Here is a 21,905-nt window from a genome sequence, read left to right as displayed (position 1 = left end):
GCGGGCAAGCCATCGTCGTCTTACCCGCTCATCTTGAGAAGGGTAGTGAGGGTGGCCGTCTTTGCGGTAATCTTGTCTCATCAGGACAGTACCATGGCAAGGGACCCGGGTGCCGGATCGGCTAAGACGGAGCGATATTCATGGGAAAGCGCGTTCATGTCCGGGATCTCAAGAAGGGGATGTACGTTATCGATCTCGATTGTCCCTGGACCGAAACCTCGTTCTTGTTTCAAGGTCTTGAGCTGCAGACCGACGGCGAGCTGCACGAGCTGCGGCGCGTCTGCGAGTATGTTTATGTGTATGACCCCACCGACGTCGGTGATGCCTCCAGGGTCCGCCCGCGCGCGATCGTAGAGGCAGACGTGCCGCAGGCGGCCACGCCGCATGGCGAGGATAGGCAGGCGGAGGTGCTCGCGGCATCGCAGGCGGTGCGTCGAGGCCCCTCGATCCATGGCGAACCTATCGCCCTGGAGACGGAGATGCCGGCCGCCCAGGCGATCGAGACCGATGCGCGCACGCTCGTCTACACCATGCTGGACGATGCCAGGCTTGGTCGGAACGTCGATATGGCGGGACTGCGGCGGGTGATAAGCGGCATGGTCGATAGCGTGGTGCGCAATCCGGATGCCCTGGTCTGGTTCACGCATCTACGCGACAAAGATCAATACACGGCCCTGCACAGTATTCGCGTGGCTATTTTGGCTTTGGCCTTTGGCCGTCATCTCGATTTGAGCGTGCCTGAGCTCAATATCCTCGGGATCGGCGCACTCCTCCATGATATCGGCAAGGTCAAAATCCCAAACGACATCCTGAACAAGCCCGAGCGCCTCACGGACCGCGAATTCGAGATCGTGAAGGGTCACGTCCCCGAGGGGGTAAAGATCCTCGAGTCGGCGCGGGACTTCCCGATGGCGGCCATCGAGGTAGCCGCCGGTCACCATGAGCGTTATCAGGGCGGCGGCTACGCGCGAGGTTTGAGTGGGGAGCGTATCGGTCTCTTCGGTCTCATGGCGGCTATCGTCGATAGCTATGATGCCATTACCAGCGACCGCGCCTATCACGCGGGCATCTCGCCCTATGAGGCCTTGGGTAAGTTCTACGCCATGCGCAACAAGGAGTATCACGGGGGTCTCGTCGACCAGTTCATCCAGTGCCTCGGCACTTACCCCATAGGCAGTATCGTGGAAATGAGCACGGGGGATGTGGGCGTTGTGATTGCCGTCGATCGCAAGCACTTTCTGCGGCCGACCGTGGCCTTGGCGCGGCGCGCCGATGGTACGCGGATAGCGCCTGGGACCGTTCTCGACTTGGCGGCGGGGTCGGATCGCCCGGCGCGCGATAGGGAGATCAGACGCGTCTTGCCGGCCAAGGCCCACGGGATCGATCCGGCGGATTACATCCCGGGCCGGCCGCAACTCAAGGCCAACCTCGCGTGATCAGAGCGAGGGCTTGACGACCACCAGGATCACGATGGCGATCAGGATGAGGACCGGGACTTCATTGATCACGCGATAAAAGGCCGCGCTGCGTTTATGGCCGCGAGCGAGCTCACGGCCGAGTGCCCCCAGATAGATGTGGTAGAGGACGAGCAAGGCCACGAGCGAGACTTTGACGTCGAGCCAAAGGCCGCTAAAGCCAAAACCGAGCCATAGCCAGAGCCCCAGGCTCACGGCCAAGACCGCGCTTGGCGTGGTGAAGCGGTAGAGGCGCCGCTCCATGACGATGAAGCGCGCCTGCCCGCCCTCGTCGTCGGTCAGGCTGTGGTAGACGAATAATCGCGGCAGATAGAAAAGGCCCGCGAACCAGGTGATGACGAACACGATGTGGAAGGCCTTGATCCACAGCATCACGAGGCCTTGGCCGACACGGTGTCGGCGTTTGTGAGGAAATCCGTGAGCAGTGAGTCGAGGAAGCGCCGCCCCAAGGGGGTCGTGCGCATCCGATCCTGTTCGCGCTGAAGGAGTCCCTGCTCCACGGCTTGCGCCCAGAGGCGGTCTAGGCTTGCGAAGTCGTGGCCCGTGCGCGCGCGCAGCAGCTCCTCCGAAAAGCCTTCGGTCAAGCGTAAGGCGTTTAGGAGGAACTCGAAGAGGACATCGCCCTCCGAAAGCCGACGACAAGTGGCGACACGGCCCTCATCGGCCATGTAGCGTGCGGGGTCCGCGATCCGCACGGGCCGGCTTACCCCGGCAGGACCCGTGAGTTTGCTATGCGCGCCTGATCCGAGCCCGAGATAATCCCCGAATCGCCAATAATTGAGGTTGTGGACGCAGCGGTGCCCGGGGCGCGCGTAGGCGGAGATTTCGTAGCGCTCGTAGCCCGCCGTGCAGGCCGCCTCTGTCACGGCGTCTTCTATGGCGAGGCGCTCGTCTTCGGCGGGCAGCGGCGGGGGATTGTGGGCAAAGGCGGTGTGTGCCTCTATGGTGAGCTCGTACAAGGACAAGTGCGGCGGCTGCACGGAAAGCGCCCCACGGACATCGGCCAGCGCCTGCGCCACCGTCTGTCCTGGGAGACCATACATGAGGTCGATGTTGAAGGACCGGAAGCCCGCGCCGGCCGCCGCCTCCATGGCCGATCGCGCGGTATGGGCGTCATGGATGCGTCCAAGGGCGCGCAGCGCCGGGTCGTGGAGGCTCTGGACTCCGAGCGAAAGGCGCGTCACCCCGGCCTCCCGGAAGGCCCGAAAGCGCCCGCTCTCCAGCGTACCTGGGTTGGCCTCGAGCGTGATCTCACAATCGCCGGCGAGTGTTGCGTGTCGCTCCACGCCTGCGAGCATCTCGGCGATCGCGGCTTCTGAAAAAAGACTAGGTGTGCCGCCGCCCAAGAATATCGACGCGACGGTTCGTCCCGCCAGGACGTCCTGGTTGTGGGCGAGATCGTCGATCACGGCCCGGACGTAGGGGGTTTCGGGGAGCGGCCCTGGGCGCGGGAGCGAATGAAAGTCGCAGTACGGGCATTTCGCTACGCACCACGGGATGTGGATGTAGAGGCTAAGCGGCGGCTCTTTGTGCGCGGCCGTCATGGGTGCCCGCCGAGGTGCCGGGCCATGGCCCGCAAGGCCTGTCCGCGATGGCTCAATGCTCGTTTCGTCTCGGCGTCCAACTCCGCCGCTGAGCAGTCATGGGTCGGGACATAAAAGACGGGGTCGTAACCGAAGCCTCCGCTACCGCGCTCGGCGCTCAGGATGCGGCCCTCCCAGAGGCCGTCGGCTATGAGCGGGCGAGGGTCGTGGGCGTGGCGCACGTAGACGAGCACGCAGTAAAACTGTGCCCCGCGCTCTTGTTCCGGCACGCCTTCGAGCGCGGCGAGCAGGGCTGCGCGGTTTTGGGCATCATTCGCATGCGCGCCTGCAAAACGCGCCGTGTGCAGGCCCGGACCTCCGTTCAGGGCGTCGACCTCGAGCCCGGAATCATCGGCGAGCGCAGGAAGTCCGCTCGCCCCCGCTGCATGCCGGGCCTTGATCAACGCGTTCTCCACGAAGGTCAAGCCGTCCTCCACGGCGGGTGCGATGCCCAGGGTGTCTTGCGCAAGCAAGTGCACGCCGTGCAGCGCCAGGGCCTCCGAGAGCTCTCTAATCTTGCCGGGATTGTGCGTGGCGCAAACGATTTTCACGGCGTGGCGGCGAGCGCTTGCGTCTGGGCCTCGATCAGCGTCTTGATGCCGTTACGGGCGAGCTCGGTCATGGTCAGCATCTCTTCGAAACGAAAGCTCGCGCGTTCGGCGGTGCCCTGGACCTCGATGAAGCCGCCCGTATCGTCCATGACGACGTTCATGTCGGTCGAGGCGCTCGAGTCCTCGGCGTAGTCGAGGTCGAGGACCGGGGTCCCGTTACATATGCCGACCGAGACCGAGGCGATCTGGCGACGGAGTGGATCTTCCTTCAGGAGCTTGTGGGATTTAAGGAAGCGAATGGCATCGGCCAGCGCCACGTAACCGCCCGTGATCGAGGCCGTGCGCGTGCCCCCGTCGGCCTGCAGCACATCGCAGTCGATCATGATGGTCCGTTCGCCGAGCGCCTTCATGTCGAGGGCGGCGCGCAGCGAGCGGCCGATGAGGCGCTGGATCTCCACTGTGCGGCCATCCTGCTTGCCGCGCGCGGCCTCGCGCTGGGTGCGCTGTCCGGTCGCACGCGGGAGCATGCCGTATTCGGCCGTGAGCCAGCCCTGGCCGCGGCCCTTGAGAAAGGGCGGGACCTTTTCCTCCACGCTTGCGGTACAGAGCACGCGGGTATTGCCGAACTCGATGAGTACCGACCCCTCCGCGTAGCGTGTGAATTGCCGGGTGATCTTAATCGCGCGCAAAGCATCCGCTGCGCGTCCACTTGGTCTCATGCGAATTCCTTAAGGGAAGAGGGGCCGGCCGCCAGTTTAACAAAAACGGCGCCGCCGCTCACCGCGCCTGTGGTCCGGGGGCGCGGCGCTCAGTCCTCCGGGGGGATTTTCTTGGACGCACCCCTCATCTCCTTCAATTTACGATCGACCAGGAGTTTGCGTCCTTCTTCCCACAAGGCGCGGGCCGTGAGGGGCCGCGCCCGCGGCGCGAGGCCCACCGGCTGGGCTGACCGGTCCTGCCAACGCAAGGAGGCCGCGCTGATATTGTCAGCGGCCGCTTGGCGACGGTTTTCGGCGGTCAGCAAGAGGTCGGCGAGGCCATTTTCCAAGACCGGATGATCAAGGGTGCGGACGATCTCGGGCTCCGCCATCGCCTCCCATACCCCATCACTGCAGAGCAGCAGGGTGTCGCCCGTGCGCAAGGGAGTCTCGGCGCCGAGGTGTATGGTCGGATCGTCGCGCCCCCCGAGGCAGGCGAGCAGCCGGCTCTTGTCGGGATGCGCCAAGGACTCGCTCTCGTTTAGGATGCCGCGTTCGCGAAAGGTCTCGACTGTGGTGTCGTCGTGGGTGCGCACGATGACGCGGTCGTTGCGGAAATGGTAGAGCCGGCTGTCGCCGATGTGCGCCCAGTAGGCGCAACCGTCCTGCACGAGACAGAGGACGCCCGTGGTGCGCGGTTCTATGGGCGGGTCGAGGCGTTTTCCGGCGTCCTTCAGGGCCTGATGGACCTGGAACATGATGAGGGCCAGGAAACTCGAGGGGTCTTGGATGCGTGGTGAACGGACGGCGCGAAACGCCCGCACGGCCAGCTGACAGAGGGTGGCGGAGGCGAGCGCCCCGCCTTTGTGGCCGCCCAAACCATCGCCCAGAACCATGAGGATGGCCTCATCGCGCTCAGCTATGGCGACCCGATCCTCGTTGTGGGCACGCCCACCCTGCCGCGAGCCTTGCGCGCACGTGTACTTCATAGTTATTTAGTCCCCCCCCTCGACGTCCCCTCCACCGCGCCCTATGAACGCCGAAGACGCAGCCACGGCCATTTGTCGAACCAGCGGCCGATGTCACTCTTATCGTCAGGCTCGCGACGCGGCGTCTCGTTTAGGAAGGCCAGCAGCTGTCCTACGTTCTGCGGCCTTTGCAGCTGGTCCATCTGCATGCACCAGTCTATGGCGTCGAGGATCTGCGCGGAATAATGCCGCCCAAAGCGACCGCGCGCGCCTTTGAACGTGTCTTTGGTGGCCCGTGCCGTCGCCGGCGGTGGCGCGCGGCCGCTCAGGCAGGCCCACATGGATGCGCCGATCGCGTACAGGTCTGTCCAGGGCCCGATGTGGCCTTTCGTGTGTTGCTCCAGGGGCGCGAAGCCCGCGGTCAGCGTGCGCATGCCGGCGGGTCGCTCCTGGGTCCTTTGTGCCGCCCCGAAGTCTAGTAATAGCGGATTGCCCCCCGGACGCAGCAGGATGTTGGCTGGCTTGATATCCAGATGGAGTAGGCCATGGGTATGAAGTTCGTCCAGCCCCACGAGCAGCGGCGGAAACACGGTCCGCAGAAACTTCTCGCTCAACCCCCCCGGATGGCGCTTCACATACCAGCGCAGATCCCGGCCGACCTCGTAATGCATGACCATGTAGGCTGTGTTGTGGGCACGGAAGAAGTTCGTGACCTGGACGATGTTGGGGTGATGCAGTTTGGCGAGCGCGGCGGCCTCGTCGAAGAAGCGTTTGATGCCCGAGGCAAAGAGCGGGGCGGTCTCCTCGGAGAGCGGTTCCACGCGGCCGTCGGGCCCGCGGAAGGCCTGGGTCACCGGAAGGAACTCCTTGATGACGACCTCCATGCCAGTGGCGAGCTCGGTCGCAAGATAGACCGAGCTAAAGCCTCCTCCGCCGAGGGTCTTCTCGATTCGGTAGCCCTTCAGGACATAGCCGGGGGCTAGGGGGGTCGGCTGTTTGCGCATGTATGTCCAACAATAGCCGAAAACCGTTCAAAATGCAGTCACGCGCCAAGGTGACGCGCACACGTCCCCAGGGGGCCGGTCCACGGTCGCGGTACCGGCCCTCGTCGGTTTCGGTTAGTATGAACCCATGACAGCCTCAATCAAGAGCATGACCGCGTTTGCGCGCGCCCAGGTGCATACCGCGGCGGGCGAGGTGGTGTGCGAGCTGCGGTCAGTCAACCACCGCTACCTGGAGGTATCGATCCGGCTTCCGGAGGGGCTGAACGGTCTCGAGGGGCTGGTGCGTGAGCGGTTCTCGGCGGCGCTCTTCCGCGGCAAGGTCGACTGCCAGGTCGTGTGGCGCAAGGCGCCCGGGGAGGCGGGGGTGGTCGTGGATGAGCGCCTAGCGGCGGACGTTGTGCGCGCCGCCGAGGTCGTGCGCGCCGCCCACGCCACCCTGGCACCGCTTTCGGTGGCCGACGTGTTGCGTTGGCCGGGCGTGGTGTCCGTGCGTCCCGGTCCGGTCCTGGACGAACCTGTCGTGCAGGCCTGCGAGCGCGCGCTTGCCGCTCTCGTGGACCATAGGTGCCGGGAAGGAGAGCGCCTTACGCACGGTCTGCGTGAGAAGCTCGACCTCATGGACGCCGAGGCGACGGCCCTGCGCGGCCTAGTCGCAGCAGGTCTCGAGTCCTTCCGCGAACGATTGCGCGCGCGCGTGCGGACGTTCGAGCAGCCCTTGGATCCGGGGCGCCTGGAGCAGGAGGTGCTGCTCTTGACCCAGCGCAGCGATATTGAGGAAGAGGTCGAGCGTCTCGCGGTCCATATCGCCGAGGCTCGTAGCGCCCTGGAGGAGGCCGGACCGGTTGGCCGACGCCTCGACTTCTTGATGCAGGAATTGAATCGCGAGGCCAATACCATAGCCTCGAAGTCGTTCTCGGCGCGCGCGTCGAGCAGTGCCGTGGCCCTCAAGGTTTTGATAGAACAGATGCGCGAACAGGTGCAGAACATTGAATAACGATCCCCGTCTGGTCATTCTGTCGGCCCCGAGCGGGGCCGGCAAGAGCAGCCTTGCCAAGGCCTTGGCTGCCGACCCCCGCTTCGGCATCTCTATCTCACACACGACGCGCGCGGTGCGGCCGGGCGAGGAGAACGGTGTGCATTACCATTTCGTGGATCAGGCGGCGTTCGAGCGTCTGGTCGCCGAGGACGCCTTTCTCGAGCACGCGCAGGTTTTCGGCAACCGCTATGGGACGACGCGCGAGGCGGTCGAATCGCTGCTGCGCGCGGGGCAGCACGTGATCCTCGATATCGATTGGCAGGGGGCGCGGCGTATCAAGGCCTTGTGGCCTGAGGCTCTGTCGATTTTCATTCTGCCCCCGTCTCTGGCGGCCCTCGAGACGCGGTTGCGGGGCCGCGGCCAGGACGACGAGGCCGTGATCGCGGGGCGCATGGCCAAGGCTTGTGCCGAGATCGCCCATGCCGGCGAATTCGACCATATCATCGTGAATGACGAGTTCGACGAGGCGCTCGCGGACCTGAAGGCCCTGATCACCGAAGGCCGGGTGCGGCGGCCTGTGCATTGCGACCCCGGCGTCTACGCGCCTATCGGCGCATAAGGCGATTTGCTAAACTTGTCATCTTGACTTAAGAGGAACGCACCATGGCCCGCATCACCGTTGAGGATTGTCTGGAGCACGTCGAGAACCGCTTTCAGCTGGTGCTGGTGGCGGCCCGCCGGGCGCGGCAGCTGGCCGCGGGCGCGGAGCCTTGCGTACCGCGCGAGAACGACAAGCCGACCGTTTTGGCGCTGCGCGAGATCGCTGGCGGCTACGTGACCAACGCCATTTTGGACGACAATCCGGAGGCGGGGCTGGAGGTCGAAGATGACGCGGTCTTATCTCTCGGAACAGGTGGCGACGCCGGCGCAAGTCCCACCCTCTGAGGGGGTGGGTCCCGGCACGGTTTCATTTCACATAAGCGATCTGCTCGCCTTGCTCGAGGGCTACCTCGGGCGTGAGGAGGTCGCGATGGTCTATCGCGCCTATTTGTTCGGCGCGGAGGCCCACGAAGGCCAGAAGCGCCGTAGCGGCGAGCCCTACATCTATCATCCCCTGGAAGTTGCGCGACTGCTGGCCGGTTTACGGCTCGATGCCACTTGCCTCGCAGCTGCCATCCTGCATGACGTCATAGAGGACACGGGTCGGCGCAAGGATGAGATCATCGCCCAGTTCGGCCCGGAGGCGGCCGAGCTTGTCGACGGTGTGAGCAAGATCGGCCAGATCGAGTTCGAGAATAAGGAGGAGGAGCAGGCCGAGAATTTCCGCAAGATGTTGCTGGCGATGGCCCGCGACATCCGCGTCGTGCTTATAAAGCTCGCCGACCGCCTCCATAACATGCGCACGATCCGGGTCCTGTCGGCGGTGCGACAGAAGGCGATCGCGCGCGAGACGCTCGACATCTACGCGCCCATCGCCAATCGGCTGGGTCTTCATGCCTGGTCTGTGGAGCTGGAGGACTTATCGTTCGCGATCCTCTACCCCTTGCGCTATCGCATCTTGCAGGAGGCGGTGCGCAAGCGCCACGGCAATCGCAAGGCGCTGGTCGACAAGGCGCGCGTGGCGATTGAGGAGCAGCTGCGGCGCGAGGGCCTGCCGGGCGACGTGTCCGGCCGTGAAAAGAATCTCTACGGCATCTATAGCAAGATGCGCCAGAAGGGCCTGTCTTTCGAGCAGGTCTACGATCTGCTGGCGTTTCGCATAGTGGTCGATAAAGTGGACACCTGCTATCGGGCGCTGGGCGTGATCCACAACCTCTACAAGCCCATCCCCGGCCGGTTCAAGGATTATATCGCCATCCCCAAGACCAACGGCTATCAGTCCCTTCATACCGTCGTGTTCGGGCCGTTTGGTGTCTTGATCGAGGTGCAGATCCGTACCGAGGACATGCATCGGGTTGCCGAGAACGGGGTGGCGGCGCACTGGATCTACAAGACCGGTGACGTGGGCATGCAGAAGCGTGCCCTACAGTGGCTGCAGGGCCTCATGGAGACCCAGCAGCAGGCTGGCAACCCGCAGGAATTCCTGGAACACCTGAAGATCGACCTGTTTCCCGACGAGGTCTATGTCTTCACGCCCAACGGCGATATCAAGAAGCTGCCGCGCGGCGCCACCGTCATTGATTTCGCCTATGAGGTCCATACCGATATCGGCAAGCGCTGCGCGGGGGCGCGCGTCAATCATCAATTGGTGCCCATGCGCACGGTGTTGCGCAACGGCGACCACGTGGAGGTCATTACCTCGGCTTATAGCGCCCCGCACCCTTCGTGGTTGAACTCGGTGGTGACCGGCAAAGCTCGCGCCCATATCCGCAACTATCTGAAGAATCTGCGCCACGACGAGGCGATCCGGCTGGGCGAACGTTTTCTTGCGAAGGCCTTGCAGTCACTTAGTTTCACGGGCGAGGTGGATGAGGAGGCAAGGAACGGTCTGCTCACGACCCTGCGTGTGAAGACTTGGGAGGACGTGCTGGCCGATATCGGGCTTGGTACGCGCATCGCGGCGGTGGTGGCGCGCCAGCTCCTCCCGGACGTGCCATCCCCGTCTCTGGTCCCATCGCGCGCCCCTGGCAGTATCGCGATCCGTGGTACCGAAGGGGCGGTGGTAAATTACGCCAAGTGCTGCCGGCCGATCCCGGGCGATCCGGTGCTGGGTTTCCTTACGGCGGGACGCGGGATTACGGTGCACACCGAGGACTGTCCGAACGTCGCGGAATACCGGAAGCACCCGGAGAAATGGATAGATATCCAGTGGGAGAGCGGCATAGACGGCTCGTGGCCCGTGGCCATACGTGTCGAGGTCAAGAATCGCCGCGGGGTCCTGGCCACGGTCGCCGCCGCTATGTCCGAGCTCGATGCCAACATCGACACGGTGTCGATCGACGAGCGCGACGGTCAGGACACCGCCATGGACTTCGTGATCGAGGTCCACAACCGCGCCCATCTCGCGCGCATCATACGCCGCATCCGTTCCCAGGAGGCGGTGGTCCGGATCAACCGTAAACGAGGATAACCATGGCTTTTCGTGTCATCGAGACCGCCGCGGCGCCGCGCGCCATCGGCACCTATTCGCAAGCCCTGAGGTCGGGTTCGCTCGTCTTTCTGTCAGGACAGATACCGCTGGATCCGGCGACCGGGGCGTTGGTGTCGGAGGACCCGCGTGCCCAGATCGTGCAGGTGCTCGAGAATCTCGCGGCGGTGGTGGCGGCCGCTGGCGCCGAGCTTCATCACATCGTCAAGCTCTCGGTGTTTCTCACGGATCTTACGCACTTCCCGCTCGTGAACGAGGTCATGGCGGAGCGTTTCAAGCCCCCCTATCCGGCGCGTTCGGCGATCGGTGTCGCCGCCTTGCCGCGCGGCGCGAAAGTCGAGATGGATGCCATCCTCGACCTCGGCTAGCGACCGCACCCAGGCCTCCTGGGAGCGTCCGGTCACCGCACTCCCGGGCATAGGACCCGCGCTGGCCGAGCGGCTCGCACGCCTCGAGATCCAGACGGTGGGCGATGCCCTGTTCCATCTGCCCGTGCGTTACGAGGATCGGACGCGCATCGAGCCGATCCGCGGGCTGCGCATCGGACAAAGCGCGATCGTCGAAGGTGAGATCCTGGCCGCGGCGACCACGGGGCGCGCGCGGGCGGCTTTGTTGATTGAGCTCGCGGACGATAGCGGTCTGCTGCGTCTGCGTTTTTTCCATTTCAATGCCGCGCTGCAACGCAAGCTCGCCACGGGCGTGCGCGTGAGCGTCTATGGCGAGCTGCGGCTCGGTCCCCTGGGTCCGGAGATGGTGCACCCGGAGGTCCGCTGCGCGGGTGAACCCTCTTTGCGGGAGGCCACACTGACGCCGGTCTACCCCAACACCGAGGGCTTGAGCATGAACGCCTTGCGGCGCACGGTGCGCGCGGCGCTCGCCCTGGCTTTGCCGGACCTTGTGGACTACCTGCCCGCGGCACGCCGACCATCGGGACCGACGCTGGCCGCGGCCCTACGGCTCTTGCATGGGCCACCACCAGGCTGCGATTTGGCGCCCGCGCGCGCGGTGTTGGCCTTCGAGGAGCTCGTCACCCATCACGCGCACCTGCTTACGCTGCGCCACGCGCAGGGGCGCTCCCTTGGCCGCACATGTCGGGTGCCGGGACGCCTGCTCACGCAGCTCCTCGAGGCCTTGCCGTTTACGCCCACGAAGGCACAAATGACCGTCATCGCGGAGATCCGCCGGGACCTCGAGAGCACGCGGCCCATGCGCCGCGTGCTGCAAGGCGACGTGGGTTCCGGCAAGACTCTGGTGGCCGCGGCCGCCGCCCTTCTCGTGATCGAGGCGGGTTATCAGGTGGCGATCATGGCCCCGACCGAGCTCCTCGCGCGTCAGCATATGGAGACTTTCGGCCACTGGTTGCAGCCGCTTGGTATCGAACCGCTCGGCCTCATGCGTCTGGGGGCGGGCGCCGCGGCCCGGCGTGCGAAGGTGCGGGACGGGGAGACCCGGCTCGTGGTCGGGACCCAGGCCATGTTTCAGGAGGCGGTGGGTTTCGAGCAACTCGGCCTTGTGGTCATCGACGAGCAGCATCGCTTCGGCGTGCAAGAGCGCCAAGCCCTGACTGCGAAAGGGAGGGCTGGCGCGCGCCACGCGCATCTGTTGGCCATGAGCGCCACCCCCATCCCACGCACACTCGCGCAGAGCGCCTACGCCGATCTCGATCTTTCGATCCTGGATGAGCGACCGCCGGGTCGCGCCCCGGTCACCACGGTGGCGCTTGCCGAGAATCGCCGCGAGGAGGTGGTGGAGCGCGTGCGCGCCGCTTGTCTCGCGGGCGCTAAGGCCTATTGGGTCTGTCCCCTCATCGAGGAGGGCGAGCAGGATCTGAAGGCCGCGGCCGCCCTTCATGCGGAATTGGCCCAGGCGCTGGCCGGTATCCGGGTGGGCCTGATCCATGGGCGCATGAAGGCCGTCGATAAAGATCGGGCCATGGAGGAGTTTGCGCGCGGTCCGGTCCAGGTCTTGGTGGCGACTACGGTGATCGAGGTGGGTGTGGACGTCCCGGCCGCCAGTCTGCTCGTCGTCGAGAACGCCGAGCGCCTGGGGCTTGCCCAGCTCCACCAGCTGCGCGGTCGCATAGGTCGCGGTGGCTTGCCTGGGCACTGCGTGCTGCTCTATAAGCCGCCCTTGGGCGATATGGCGCGCGAGCGCATCGCCTGTCTGCGCGAAACGGATGATGGCTTTCTGATCGCCCGGCGCGATCTCGAGCTGCGCGGTGCGGGCGAAGTCTTCGGGGTTCGCCAGACCGGGCTTCCGGGCTTTCGCGTGGCCGATTTCATGCGCGACGAGGCCCTGCTGCCGGCGGTCGCCCAAACCGCGGCGGCCTTGGTCCAGGGCGATCCCGCGCCCTTGCTTGGCCTGCGCAAGCGCTGGCTGCGCGAGCGCCACGAACTCGGGTCGGCGTAGGGGTGCGCTGGTAGAAATTCAATACCGGAGCTCTGCAGGAGTCGGGCGGCAAATTGTGCCTCATCCACGGAAAGTTCGCGGCGTGAAACTTTTTCCACAAGATGTTTCCGCCAAAAGATCGGGCGCAAGCAGCCTATGATGTGCTCGCATCGATGACGGATCTTTCACGGTTCGTCGCGGCCGATCGTCCGTGACGCGCAGCTCGCCGCATGAACTCTCCCGCCGCTAAACCGCGAAAGCGGTTGTAGCGGAGGTTTCTCTCCTCACGAAGAGATTGTCCTGGTTCGCCGTCCCCTGCGTCAGGCTGTTTCCAGCCTCACGACTTACGATGGACTCCCCAGGCGTAGATTCGGACCGCACCGGCCCTATTTCCTCGTCTGCTTTTCGCCGAAAGATTCCGCAGCGCTTACTCTCTTTGGGTAGATACCCGCCGGAAAGCAGCAACCGCACACCCCGCCTGGCGATAACCCGCCCCGCATTGTGATCGGCATTGTCCTGATGCCCGCAGGCTTGGCAGACAAACGCGGATTGCGAAACCCGGTTGTCAGGATGAATGTGCCCGCACTCGGCACATTCCTGCGAGGTTTGATAAGGGGTGATCTTGATACACAATTTACCGGCCTTGACGGCCTTGTATTGGGTGAAAGGCACCGTTTTGCCCCAGGCGGCGGTGAGTATTTTCTTGTTGAGACTGGCCGGATACCGCTCATGGCGTGGCTGCTCTTTGCCGCCAACATCGCCTGGACGGTGGCCTACGATACGGCCTATGCCATGGCCGATCGCGACGATGACCTGAAGATCGGTGTCAAATCAAGCGCCATCCTCTTCGGACGCTGGGACCGGCTCATGGTCGCCTTGAATCACGCCATCGCCTTGGGCCTCTTGTATGCTGTCGGGGTGATGGCGCATCTCGGTCCCGTGTACGATGGCGGCCTGGGGCTTGCCCTGGGGTTTGCGCTCTACGAGCAGGGCCTGCTACGCGAACGCCGGCCGCTCGACTGCTTTCGTGCCTTTCTGAACAACAACTGGTTTGGCGGCAGCGTCTTCCCGTCCGAGGCGCGGGCGCAGCCCGGCTCGGCCCGGTGCTCCAGCTGCCGCGGTTTCCAAATGCGCTTGGGAGAGATTGAGGCCGCCGTCCGTCCTTCAGGCAGCGCGAGCCTACCATCGCATCTTTCCCTTGCTGGAAAGCCTTAAATAAGTATGTTGTTGATTTTTTTGGTATTAACCAGCCAAACCCACCGTCCTACCCCTCATGCCTTAAATAAGATCACGCCCAGAACGGCAGGTAGCGCGCGAATTTCCGCGACTTACCCATCGACTCGTCCGACTTGATTAACCCAGCCTCGATCGTGGCGGCGATGATCTGGGAGGCAATTGCTGCTTTGTCCTCTCCGAGGTGGAAGCGTTCTCGCAGGGACTGGTTGGTCATCTTGTCGGACATCACCCACTTCAACGCACAGTGCTGGTAGCACGCCCGTACACGGTCGTTGCGGTCCATCTCATCAAAGGGTTTGGCGCCATAGAGGGTGACAAAGGTTCGGCGATGGCCCGCTCGGAAGTCAGGCGCCGGCAGCTGGTAGACCTCCGTAGCATGAATCACTTGATCGATGCCGCTGCTCTTTTCCTCGCAGATTCCGAAGCGGCGCATCAGATCGGCCAGACGTTCGTTTCGCGATTGGTAACCATCGATGAAGCGCTCTACGGGCACAATCGGCTCGCCGGGATTCGAGAACTCCACGCGGCTCGCGTACACCTCGATCATAACTGACGCACCGCCCACACCGAGGTCCTGATGAATCAGCGCATTAGCGGTCAGCTCACGCACGACCACCTCGGGTACAAGCTTGACTGCCTTGCGCAGGGCGTCCTCGATCACCTCGTTCTGCGGCAGCTGGTTCATTACGAATTGAACTAGGCCCTGAAAGCCCACGGCGTAGCCTTTGGTGCCGGTCCGGTCGAGCCTGGTTTCTAGCTTGGAAATGCCCGTGTAGACCACTACGCGGGGCGCCTTGCGGGCAATGTCCGGAAAATCCTCCAGCCGTCGTGCCAGCAGCAGCGCACCCAATCGGCGAATGGCGTACGCGCCGCCCAGTTCATCGACCAATCGCTCGCGTACTAGGCGGTCGAGCGCACCCGCGCGATCGCTAGGGTAAGGCAACTTCAGAAGCTCGAAAAAGGTCTGCGTATCAAGGAGTTCGACTACCTGCTGCGCGTCCTGCCCCGTCACCGAGTATTCTTCCAGCCAGTCCGGCTCGCCCTCGGCGAAGATTCGTCGCAACTGGTCCTCGCTCATCGGCACCAGCGCCTCACCGGCGCGCATCAGATACCTGCCGTCAAGGTGATAGGCCGTGCCGCGCGGACGCGAAGGAATGTGGAACACCAACACGCGGCCATCCGCGTGCGCGACAGCCTCCACATCGATGCGGAAGCCGGTCGCCTGAAACAGATCTTCCGCCGTTTTCACCGTATTCGGAAACGCCCGGCTACCCACGATGGGTCTTGGCGCCTTGTCCGCCACCCCTAGTACCAGTGTGCCGCCACCCTCGTTGGCCAGTGCCACGCAGTATTGCTGCAACCTACCGAAGTCGAATTGATTTTTTGCTTCCTTGAACTCCAGCCGCTGGTGTTCGGAGAGCGTTTTACGCCAGAGGTCGATTTGTGCGGGTGTGGTCATGCGGGGGCCTCGATGAATCGCTTCGCATCCGAGATTCGCGGCTCGCCGAAGATTGAGTCGCTCCGGAAGTCGCGGAATCTATTTGGTTTACGTCAGGCCGCGCCCGCCCTTTCCGCGAGCGCCGTAGTCGTGCGCTTCAGTTTCCGTCGGCAGGATATACCGAGCGGGCCTCAAGAGGCGACGGTGATTGAACTACGATACCTCTTGTGGCCGTAAGCTGGCTTCGCCGCTTCCCGGGTTTCCCGGATCGGTCTGGGGGTCGTTTCGGCCTTGCCGAGGCCGTTGATCGCCTCGGCAGGCGTGCTCGCAAGAATCGCCCTGGAGCCCCACCGAGGGCTCGATGCCTGCCTTGCCGAGGCGCTCAGCGGGGGCCCCGGAAGTTCGCGGCGGCTAGGTCCCGTGACGGTCGCGGAGTGCGTTACAATGCGACGCTTTAAGGCCCTCATGGGTGCGGGCGTTGGGGCGGATGATGGCGGCAAGGGGCGCGGGGACGGTTCAGGCGAGCGGGTGGACGCGATTGGGGGCCTATGTGCGCCTCATGCGGCTGCATCGGCCGATCGGCAGCCTGCTCTTGATGTGGCCGACACTCTGGGCCTTGTGGCTCGCGGGCGAGGGACATCCGCGGCCCACTCTGGTCGTGATCTTCGTGGCGGGCGTGCTCATCATGCGTTCGGCGGGTTGCGTGATCAACGACTACGCGGATCGTGACTTCGATGCGCACGTCTGGCGCACCCGGGACCGGCCGATCGCCGCGGGCGAGGTGAGCCCCAGGGCGGCGCTGATCCTGTTCTTCGGACTCTGTCTCTTGGCGGCCCTACTCGCCTTCTGGCTCAATACCTTCACAATCGAGCTCTCGGTGGTGGCGGTAGTGCTCGCCGTGTCCTATCCCTTCTTCAAGCGTTTTACGCATCTTCCGCAGGTCTATCTTGGGCTTGCCTTCGGTTGGGGCATCCCCATGGCCTTCGCCGCCGAGACTGGCCGGATACCGCTCATGGCGTGGCTGCTCTTTGCCGCCAACATCGCCTGGACGGTGGCCTACGATACGGCCTATGCCATGGCCGATCGCGACGATGACCTGAAGATCGGTGTCAAATCAAGCGCCATCCTCTTCGGACGCTGGGACCGGCTCATGGTCGCCTTGAATCACGCCATCGCCTTGGGCCTCTTGTATGCTGTCGGGGTGATGGCGCATCTCGGTCCCGTGTACGATGGCGGCCTGGGGCTTGCCCTGGGGTTTGCGCTCTACGAGCAGGGCCTGCTACGCGAACGCCGGCCGCTCGACTGCTTTCGTGCCTTTCTGAACAACAACTGGTTTGGCGGCAGCGTCTTCGTGGGCCTGGTCGTCGCCTATCTCGGGAGGTCTTTGTGAAGCTCTACGGTCATGTGACATCGCCTTATGTGCGCAAGGTCCGCATCGCCTTGCGCGAAAAGAATATCCGTTTCGACTGGATCCAGGAGAGTCCGCACGATGCCGGCAATCACATCGTGGCTATGAACCCGCTTGGCAAGGTCCCGGTCCTGGAGACCAATGATGGTCAGGTCTTATTCGATTCGGCTTTGCTCATCGAGTATATCGACACGCTGACACCCGAACGGCTGATCCCGCAGGGAGATGCCGAGCGCCTGCGCGCACAGCTCTGGAACACCTTGGGCATCGGCATCGTCGATGCCACCGTCGCCCGTCTCCTGGAGGGCCGGCGTCCGCAGGCCGAGCAGTCGAGGTCCTTTATTGCCCGCCAGGAGGATAAGATCGCCCGCGCCCTTGCGTGGGCCGACAAGGCCGAGCGAGGGGCGGCCTATCTCGTGGGCGAGCGCTTCACAATTGCCGACCTGGGGCTTGCCTCGGCCCTCGAATATGTCGATTTTCGCTACGCGCACGACTGGCGCAGCAAGCATCCGCGGCTTGCGCGCTGGCTTGCTGGCATCAGCACGCGCGGTTCCTTCGCCGAGACCGTACCTCCCGGAATGGAGAAGGCCCTCGACGCGCCGCACTGAGGGAAAGGGCGCGTGATCGCCTTTCTTATCCTGCTTGCGGCCCTGCCCGTGATTCTCGCGGGCGCCGAGCTCTTCACAAACGCAGTCGAGCATGTGGGCGCGGCCTTCGGGGTGTCCGAGGGTGTGACGGGCTCTTTGCTTGCCGCAGTTGGCACCGCGTTGCCCGAGACGGCTGTGCCCCTGCTTGCATCCCTGCACCAGGGGGCGGGCGAGCGGCTTGCGGTCGGTGCGGTGCTCGGCGCGCCACTCATGCTCTCGACCCTGGCGTTTGGTGTCATGGGGGTCGCCGCTTGGCAGAGCCGGGGGCTGCGCGGTGCGCTGGCCCCCGAGCGCGGGGGCGTGCGGCGCGATCTCGACTGGTTTCTCGTCCTCTTTGTGCTGGCCTTAGGGGGACTCTATGTGCCCGAGGGTTCGCCACGGCGGGTATTGGCTGCCATCTTGGTCGCAGGCTATGCGGCCTATGTGTTTGTCACCGTGCGCGCCTCGAAGGCGCTGGTGGCCGCCGGCCACGAGACCAGCGCGGGCAACGGCCTGCATCTGGCGCGGCATGTTTTGAGGCGCATCCCCGGGCTGCGGTATGTGCAGCTGCTCTTGGGGCTTGGCTTCATCATAGGTGGCGCACAGGGATTCGTGGTGGGTATCGAGGAGCTCGCGCCGCTGCTCCATGTCCCGGTGCTTGTCCTCGCGCTTGCCATCGTCCCGATCGCGACTGAGTTGCCGGAGAAGGTCAACAGTGTGCTCTGGATAAGACGCGGGCAGGACACTCTGGCGTTTGGCAACATCACAGGCGCGCTCGTGTTTCAGGGGAGCCTCTTGCCCGCCCTCGGCATGACGCTCACACCCTGGCGCCCGACCCCGCTCCTCCTCACCACTATGTTGATCACCATCGCAGGCGTCGTGATCCTGCGTCTGCGCATCACCCAAGCGAGCGCCCTGCGCCCTTACCATATGATGGCGGGCGGCCTTCTCTACGCCGTCTTTCTCGGCTATCTTCTCGCGCCATGAGTCTCTATGCCGTTATGGGCTACCCCATAGGCCACAGCCTGTCCCCCGAGATACACGAGGCCTTCGGCGCGCTCACGGGCCTTGATGTGCGCTACGAGCGCCGGGAGGTGCGTCCGGCGGGTCTCGCGGAGGCCTTGTCGGCGTTCCGCGCGCAAGAGGGTCGGGGAGCGAATATCACTGTCCCCTTGAAGGGCGAGGCCTACGCCCTCGCGACACGGACCTCGGCTCGGGCAGAGCGCGCCCGCGCGGTCAATACGCTTGCCTGGCAAGGGGGTGGCTGGTTTGGCGACAACACCGATGGCGCGGGTCTCATCCGTGATCTGACCGTGAATCATGGTTGGTCTTTACAGACTCGACGGGTCTTGGTGGTGGGGGCGGGGGGCGCAGCGCAAGGGATCGTGGGGCCCTTGCTGGATGCCGGCATCACCCACCTCGCCATCTCGAATCGCAACCCCGAGCGGGCCCGGGATCTGGTCGCCGCGTGCCGCGATGCGCGCGTCGGTGTCGCGGACACGGGCGTCGCGGGCGCGTCACCCTTCGATGTCGTGATCAACGCCACGGCCGCGGGCCTTTCCGGGGACCTGCCCGCGCTTCCCGATGCGCTCTTCGAGGGGGCGATCGTCTACGACCTGATGTACGGTCCCAAGGCCCAGGTCTTTTTGTCTCATGCCCGTGCCCACGGTGCCTGCGCCGTGGCGGACGGTCTTGGCATGCTGGTCGAGCAGGCGGCCGAGTCCTTTCTTCTCTGGTGGGGCGTGCGCCCGGCCACGGAGTCCGTGTTGGCGCGCCTGCGCGCCGAGGTCGGCGCGGCCTAGCGGTACCGATTCGGTCGTCAGGCGAGGTGGAAGGATTCGGGGGGCCGCGGCCCGTGATAGAGTAGGCCCGATATCATCCAAGGAACACCGATGGCGAACGACAATCCCCTGCTCTATCTCGATGGTCTCCCACGATTCGCCCACATAGAGCCGGATCAGGTCACGCCGGCTCTCGATGCCATGCTCGACGAGACGCGCGCGACGGTCGAGGCGCGCCTGTCAGGCGACCCGGCGCCTGGGTGGGACGACGCGGTGGGCCCACTCGAGACAGCGCAGGAGCGCCTTAAACGTTTCTGGTCGCCGGTCGCGCACCTGAACGCGGTGGCTGACAGCGCCCCCCTGCGCGAGGCCTACAACGCAGGCCTCGGCCGCCTCACCAGCTACCAGACGAGCTATGCCCAGGACGAACGCGTCTATCGTGCCTATCGGGCGGTGGCCGAGGGCTCGGCCTTTGCGTCCTTGAGCGAGGCCCGCAAGAAGGTGGTGACGAACGCCCTGCGCGACATGCGTCTGTCGGGCGTGGCCCTGGAGGCCGGCCCCAAGGCCCGTTTTAAGGCTATTCAGGAAAAGCTTTCCGAACTTACGAGCCACTTCGAACAAAACGTCCTGGACGCCACCGATGCCTTCAGTCTGGTCGTGGAAGACGAGGCGCGGCTCCAGGGCATACCAGCCTCGGTGCTCGCGCAGGCGCGGTCCGAGGCCCAGAGGCGGGGGTTCGCGGGTTTTCTTTTGACCCTGCAGGCCCCAAGCTATGTGCCGATCATGACTTATGCCCAGGATCGGGCCTTGCGCCGCCAGCTCTACGAGGCCTATGTGACGCGCGCCTCGGAGGCGGGTGATGGGCGTTACGACAACACTGCCCTGGCCCACGAGATCCTGGCGCTGCGCCGCGAGGCGGCCACGCTTCTCGATTTCCCCCATTACGCGGATTACTCCCTTGCGACGAAGATGGCGCGTGATGCCACGGAGGTCGAGGAGTTTCTTTCAGACCTTGCGCGGCGGGCGCGCCCCGCAGCGCTTCGGGAACTCGCGGATCTCGCGACCCTGGCGCGGGCCGATGACCTGTCCCTGGAGGCTTGGGACACGGCCTATTACAGCGAACGGCTGAAGGAGCAGCGCTACCAGTTTTCGGAGGAGGATCTGCGGCCTTATTTCCCGCTGCCGCGGGTCCTCGAGGGGCTATTCACCCTCACCGAGCGACTCTACGACGTTCGGATCCGTGAGCGGCCGGGCGTCGAGGTCTGGCACCCGGATGTGCTCTTCTACGAGATCTCGGACCCTGATGGGCAGGCGCGCGCACAATTTTATCTGGATCTTTACGCCCGCGAACGCAAGCGCGGAGGGGCGTGGATGGATGAGTGCTGCGTGCGACAGCTGGGGCCGGTCCCGAGCCTCCCGGTCGCCTATCTCACATGCAACTTTTCCGCGCCGGCCGCCGACCATCCCGCACTTTTGCGCCACGACGAAGTAGAGACCCTGTTCCACGAGTTTGGCCACGGCCTCCATCACATGCTCACGCGGGTCGATGAACCGGCCGTTTCGGGTATCAACGGCGTGCCCTGGGACGCGGTGGAACTCCCCAGCCAATTCATGGAGAACTTCTGCTGGGAACGGGAGGTCATCGACCTCATAGGCGCCCATTATCGGACCGGGGAGCCGGTGCCGGCCGACCTCTTCGCGCGGCTGCGGTCTGCGCGGACCTTCCAGGCCGCCCTGCAGATGCTGCGCCAAGTGGAGTTCGCGCTCTTCGATATCCGTCTGCACGCGCTCTTCGATCCGGCCACGGGATCGGTGCACGCATTGCTTGATGCCGTGCGTGACGAGGTGGCGATCATGAAGCCGCCTGCCTTCAACCGCTTTGAGAACAGCTTTACCCATATCTTTGCCGGCGGCTACGCCGCGGGCTACTATAGCTATAAGTGGGCTGAGGTGTTGTCGGCCGACGCGTTCGGTCCCTTCGAGGAGCGCGGCGTGTTTGATCGTGCCACGGGTTTATCCTTTCTCCATAATATCCTGGAGCGGGGCGGGGAGGCCGATCCGCGCGAGCTCTTCGAGCGATTCCGTGGCCGCGCGCCGCGTATCGACGCGTTGCTCAAGCAGAGCGGGCTCTATGAAACGGAGGGAAACTGATGACGCGTTGGACGGCTTGGGCGGGTGTCCTGATGTTGGCGGGAGCGGCGCATGGCGCCACCTTGTATCGTTGGGTCGGTCCCAACGGGGTTGTTACCTATCAGAATACTCCACCTCCTTCATCGGTCCACCATGTGCATGTCATGCATGTGCGCGGCCGCACCTCGCCTGCGGCGGTGCGCAAGGCCTTGAGCTCCCTGCACCCCGTGATCTTGTACCGGGCCCCCCATTGCACGCCCTGTCGGCAAGTGAGTGCATACCTGCACCGCCGCAAGGTCCCGTTCCGCAGTATCGATATCTCGCGCGGGCCCGCGGCTTTGCAGGACATGAAGCATAAGACCGGATCGACCACGGTGCCGACTGTGACCGTGGGGCGCGACGTCCTCGTGGGCTATATCCATTCGGCCTTGAAAAATGAACTCGCCGCCGCAGGCTACCTCAAGGCCCCCAAGGGCTAACGGTCGCCCGTGTCCCGTCCTCTAAGGCCCGGACGCGGCGATGGCCGCGCCGCGCACCCGTGAAGATCGCCACCTG

22 protein-coding genes are annotated in these 21,905 nt (G+C 64.5%); 14 read left to right on the top strand and 8 right to left on the bottom strand.

Going from position 1 to position 21,905, the window contains the following annotated elements; genetic code table 11:
* Positions 1-140 precede the first annotated feature (140 nt).
* The gene (locus ACYCTF_RS09835; protein ID WP_461284834.1) at positions 141-1,436 is read left to right on the top strand and encodes an HD-GYP domain-containing protein; all 1,296 of its coding nucleotides are present in this window, start codon (positions 141-143) and stop codon (positions 1,434-1,436) included.
* Here the strand turns inward: ACYCTF_RS09835 and ACYCTF_RS09830 are convergent, their stop codons facing one another.
* The 6 genes from ACYCTF_RS09830 to ACYCTF_RS09805 all read right to left on the bottom strand — a co-directional run bounded on the left by ACYCTF_RS09830 (position 1,437) and on the right by ACYCTF_RS09805 (position 6,279).
* Entirely contained in the window at positions 1,437-1,847 is a 411-nt protein-coding gene (locus ACYCTF_RS09830) for a CopD family protein (protein WP_461284843.1), read from the bottom strand. It abuts the gene before it with no gap.
* Positions 1,847-3,019: a radical SAM family heme chaperone HemW gene (hemW, locus tag ACYCTF_RS09825; protein WP_461284833.1), complete on the bottom strand. Its 1,173-nt coding sequence runs from the start codon at positions 3,017-3,019 to the stop codon at positions 1,847-1,849. The genes ACYCTF_RS09830 and hemW overlap by 1 nt, the downstream gene beginning before the upstream one ends.
* Positions 3,016-3,609 carry an RdgB/HAM1 family non-canonical purine NTP pyrophosphatase gene (rdgB, locus tag ACYCTF_RS09820; RefSeq protein ID WP_461284832.1) on the bottom strand — a complete coding sequence of 198 codons (594 nt, stop codon included), beginning with the start codon at positions 3,607-3,609 and terminating at the stop codon, positions 3,016-3,018. Before rdgB ends, hemW begins: the two co-directional genes overlap by 4 nt.
* Positions 3,606-4,328 (bottom strand): ribonuclease PH, encoded by a 723-nt coding sequence (rph, locus tag ACYCTF_RS09815; RefSeq protein ID WP_461284831.1) that lies wholly within the window; start codon positions 4,326-4,328, stop codon positions 3,606-3,608. The genes rdgB and rph overlap by 4 nt, the downstream gene beginning before the upstream one ends.
* 89 nt (positions 4,329-4,417) lie before the next feature.
* Positions 4,418-5,296 (bottom strand): PP2C family protein-serine/threonine phosphatase, encoded by an 879-nt coding sequence (locus ACYCTF_RS09810; RefSeq protein WP_461284830.1) that lies wholly within the window; start codon positions 5,294-5,296, stop codon positions 4,418-4,420.
* Positions 5,297-5,337: 41 nt separating this feature from the next.
* Entirely contained in the window at positions 5,338-6,279 is a 942-nt protein-coding gene (locus tag ACYCTF_RS09805) for a serine/threonine protein kinase (RefSeq protein ID WP_461284829.1), read from the bottom strand.
* Positions 6,280-6,406: 127 nt separating this feature from the next.
* Here ACYCTF_RS09805 and ACYCTF_RS09800 point away from each other — a divergent pair, with 127 nt between their 5' ends.
* Genes ACYCTF_RS09800 through recG form a run of 6 tightly spaced genes read left to right on the top strand, consistent with a single transcriptional unit; the run spans position 6,407 to position 12,752 of the window.
* On the top strand, positions 6,407-7,273 hold the full coding sequence (locus ACYCTF_RS09800; protein ID WP_461284828.1) for a YicC/YloC family endoribonuclease: 867 nt from the start codon (positions 6,407-6,409) through the stop codon (positions 7,271-7,273).
* Positions 7,266-7,874, top strand: coding sequence for a guanylate kinase (gmk, locus tag ACYCTF_RS09795; protein ID WP_461284827.1), 609 nt, complete (start codon positions 7,266-7,268; stop codon positions 7,872-7,874). The genes ACYCTF_RS09800 and gmk overlap by 8 nt, the downstream gene beginning before the upstream one ends.
* A 44-nt stretch (positions 7,875-7,918) precedes the next feature.
* Positions 7,919-8,200, top strand: coding sequence for a DNA-directed RNA polymerase subunit omega (gene rpoZ / locus ACYCTF_RS09790; RefSeq protein ID WP_461284826.1), 282 nt, complete (start codon positions 7,919-7,921; stop codon positions 8,198-8,200).
* A complete protein-coding gene (locus ACYCTF_RS09785; RefSeq protein WP_461284825.1) occupies positions 8,142-10,325 on the top strand; it encodes a RelA/SpoT family protein in 2,184 nt (727 codons plus the stop codon). Before rpoZ ends, ACYCTF_RS09785 begins: the two co-directional genes overlap by 59 nt.
* A gap of 2 nt (positions 10,326-10,327) precedes the next feature.
* On the top strand, positions 10,328-10,711 hold the full coding sequence (locus ACYCTF_RS09780; protein WP_461284824.1) for a Rid family detoxifying hydrolase: 384 nt from the start codon (positions 10,328-10,330) through the stop codon (positions 10,709-10,711).
* Complete coding sequence (recG, locus tag ACYCTF_RS09775) at positions 10,689-12,752, top strand: ATP-dependent DNA helicase RecG (protein ID WP_461284823.1); 2,064 nt, start codon at positions 10,689-10,691, stop codon at positions 12,750-12,752. Before ACYCTF_RS09780 ends, recG begins: the two co-directional genes overlap by 23 nt.
* Positions 12,753-12,977: 225 nt before the next feature.
* Here the strand turns inward: recG and ACYCTF_RS09770 are convergent, their stop codons facing one another.
* Entirely contained in the window at positions 12,978-13,403 is a 426-nt protein-coding gene (locus ACYCTF_RS09770) for a zinc ribbon domain-containing protein (RefSeq protein WP_461284822.1), read from the bottom strand.
* On the opposite strand from ACYCTF_RS09770, the gene ACYCTF_RS09765 reads away from it, so the two are divergent.
* Positions 13,302-13,946 carry a UbiA family prenyltransferase gene (locus ACYCTF_RS09765; protein WP_461284821.1) on the top strand — a complete coding sequence of 215 codons (645 nt, stop codon included), beginning with the start codon at positions 13,302-13,304 and terminating at the stop codon, positions 13,944-13,946. The genes ACYCTF_RS09770 and ACYCTF_RS09765 overlap by 102 nt on opposite strands.
* Before the next feature lie 73 nt (positions 13,947-14,019).
* Here ACYCTF_RS09765 and ACYCTF_RS09760 read toward each other — a convergent pair whose 3' ends face one another.
* Complete coding sequence (locus ACYCTF_RS09760; RefSeq protein ID WP_461284820.1) at positions 14,020-15,426, bottom strand: ATP-binding protein; 1,407 nt, start codon at positions 15,424-15,426, stop codon at positions 14,020-14,022.
* Between the two features lie 469 nt (positions 15,427-15,895).
* Between ACYCTF_RS09760 and ubiA the strand changes: the two genes are divergently transcribed.
* From ubiA to ACYCTF_RS09730, 6 genes are all read left to right on the top strand, one after another.
* Positions 15,896-16,795 carry a 4-hydroxybenzoate octaprenyltransferase gene (ubiA, locus tag ACYCTF_RS09755; RefSeq protein ID WP_461284842.1) on the top strand — a complete coding sequence of 300 codons (900 nt, stop codon included), beginning with the start codon at positions 15,896-15,898 and terminating at the stop codon, positions 16,793-16,795.
* A complete protein-coding gene (locus ACYCTF_RS09750) occupies positions 16,792-17,421 on the top strand; it encodes a glutathione S-transferase N-terminal domain-containing protein (protein ID WP_461284819.1) in 630 nt (209 codons plus the stop codon). The genes ubiA and ACYCTF_RS09750 overlap by 4 nt, the downstream gene beginning before the upstream one ends.
* Before the next feature lie 12 nt (positions 17,422-17,433).
* Entirely contained in the window at positions 17,434-18,426 is a 993-nt protein-coding gene (locus ACYCTF_RS09745) for a sodium:calcium antiporter (RefSeq protein WP_461284818.1), read from the top strand.
* A complete protein-coding gene (aroE, locus tag ACYCTF_RS09740; RefSeq protein WP_461284817.1) occupies positions 18,423-19,241 on the top strand; it encodes a shikimate dehydrogenase in 819 nt (272 codons plus the stop codon). Before ACYCTF_RS09745 ends, aroE begins: the two co-directional genes overlap by 4 nt.
* A gap of 90 nt (positions 19,242-19,331) precedes the next feature.
* Positions 19,332-21,371, top strand: coding sequence for a M3 family metallopeptidase (locus ACYCTF_RS09735; RefSeq protein WP_461284816.1), 2,040 nt, complete (start codon positions 19,332-19,334; stop codon positions 21,369-21,371).
* Positions 21,371-21,829, top strand: coding sequence for a glutaredoxin domain-containing protein (locus ACYCTF_RS09730; RefSeq protein ID WP_461284815.1), 459 nt, complete (start codon positions 21,371-21,373; stop codon positions 21,827-21,829). Before ACYCTF_RS09735 ends, ACYCTF_RS09730 begins: the two co-directional genes overlap by 1 nt.
* The last annotated feature ends 76 nt before the right edge of the window (positions 21,830-21,905 follow it).

Source organism: Acidiferrobacter sp. (assembly GCF_054609335.1).
Note: the sequence above shows the minus strand (reverse complement) of the source record. Positions and strands in the feature narration are given on the sequence as shown.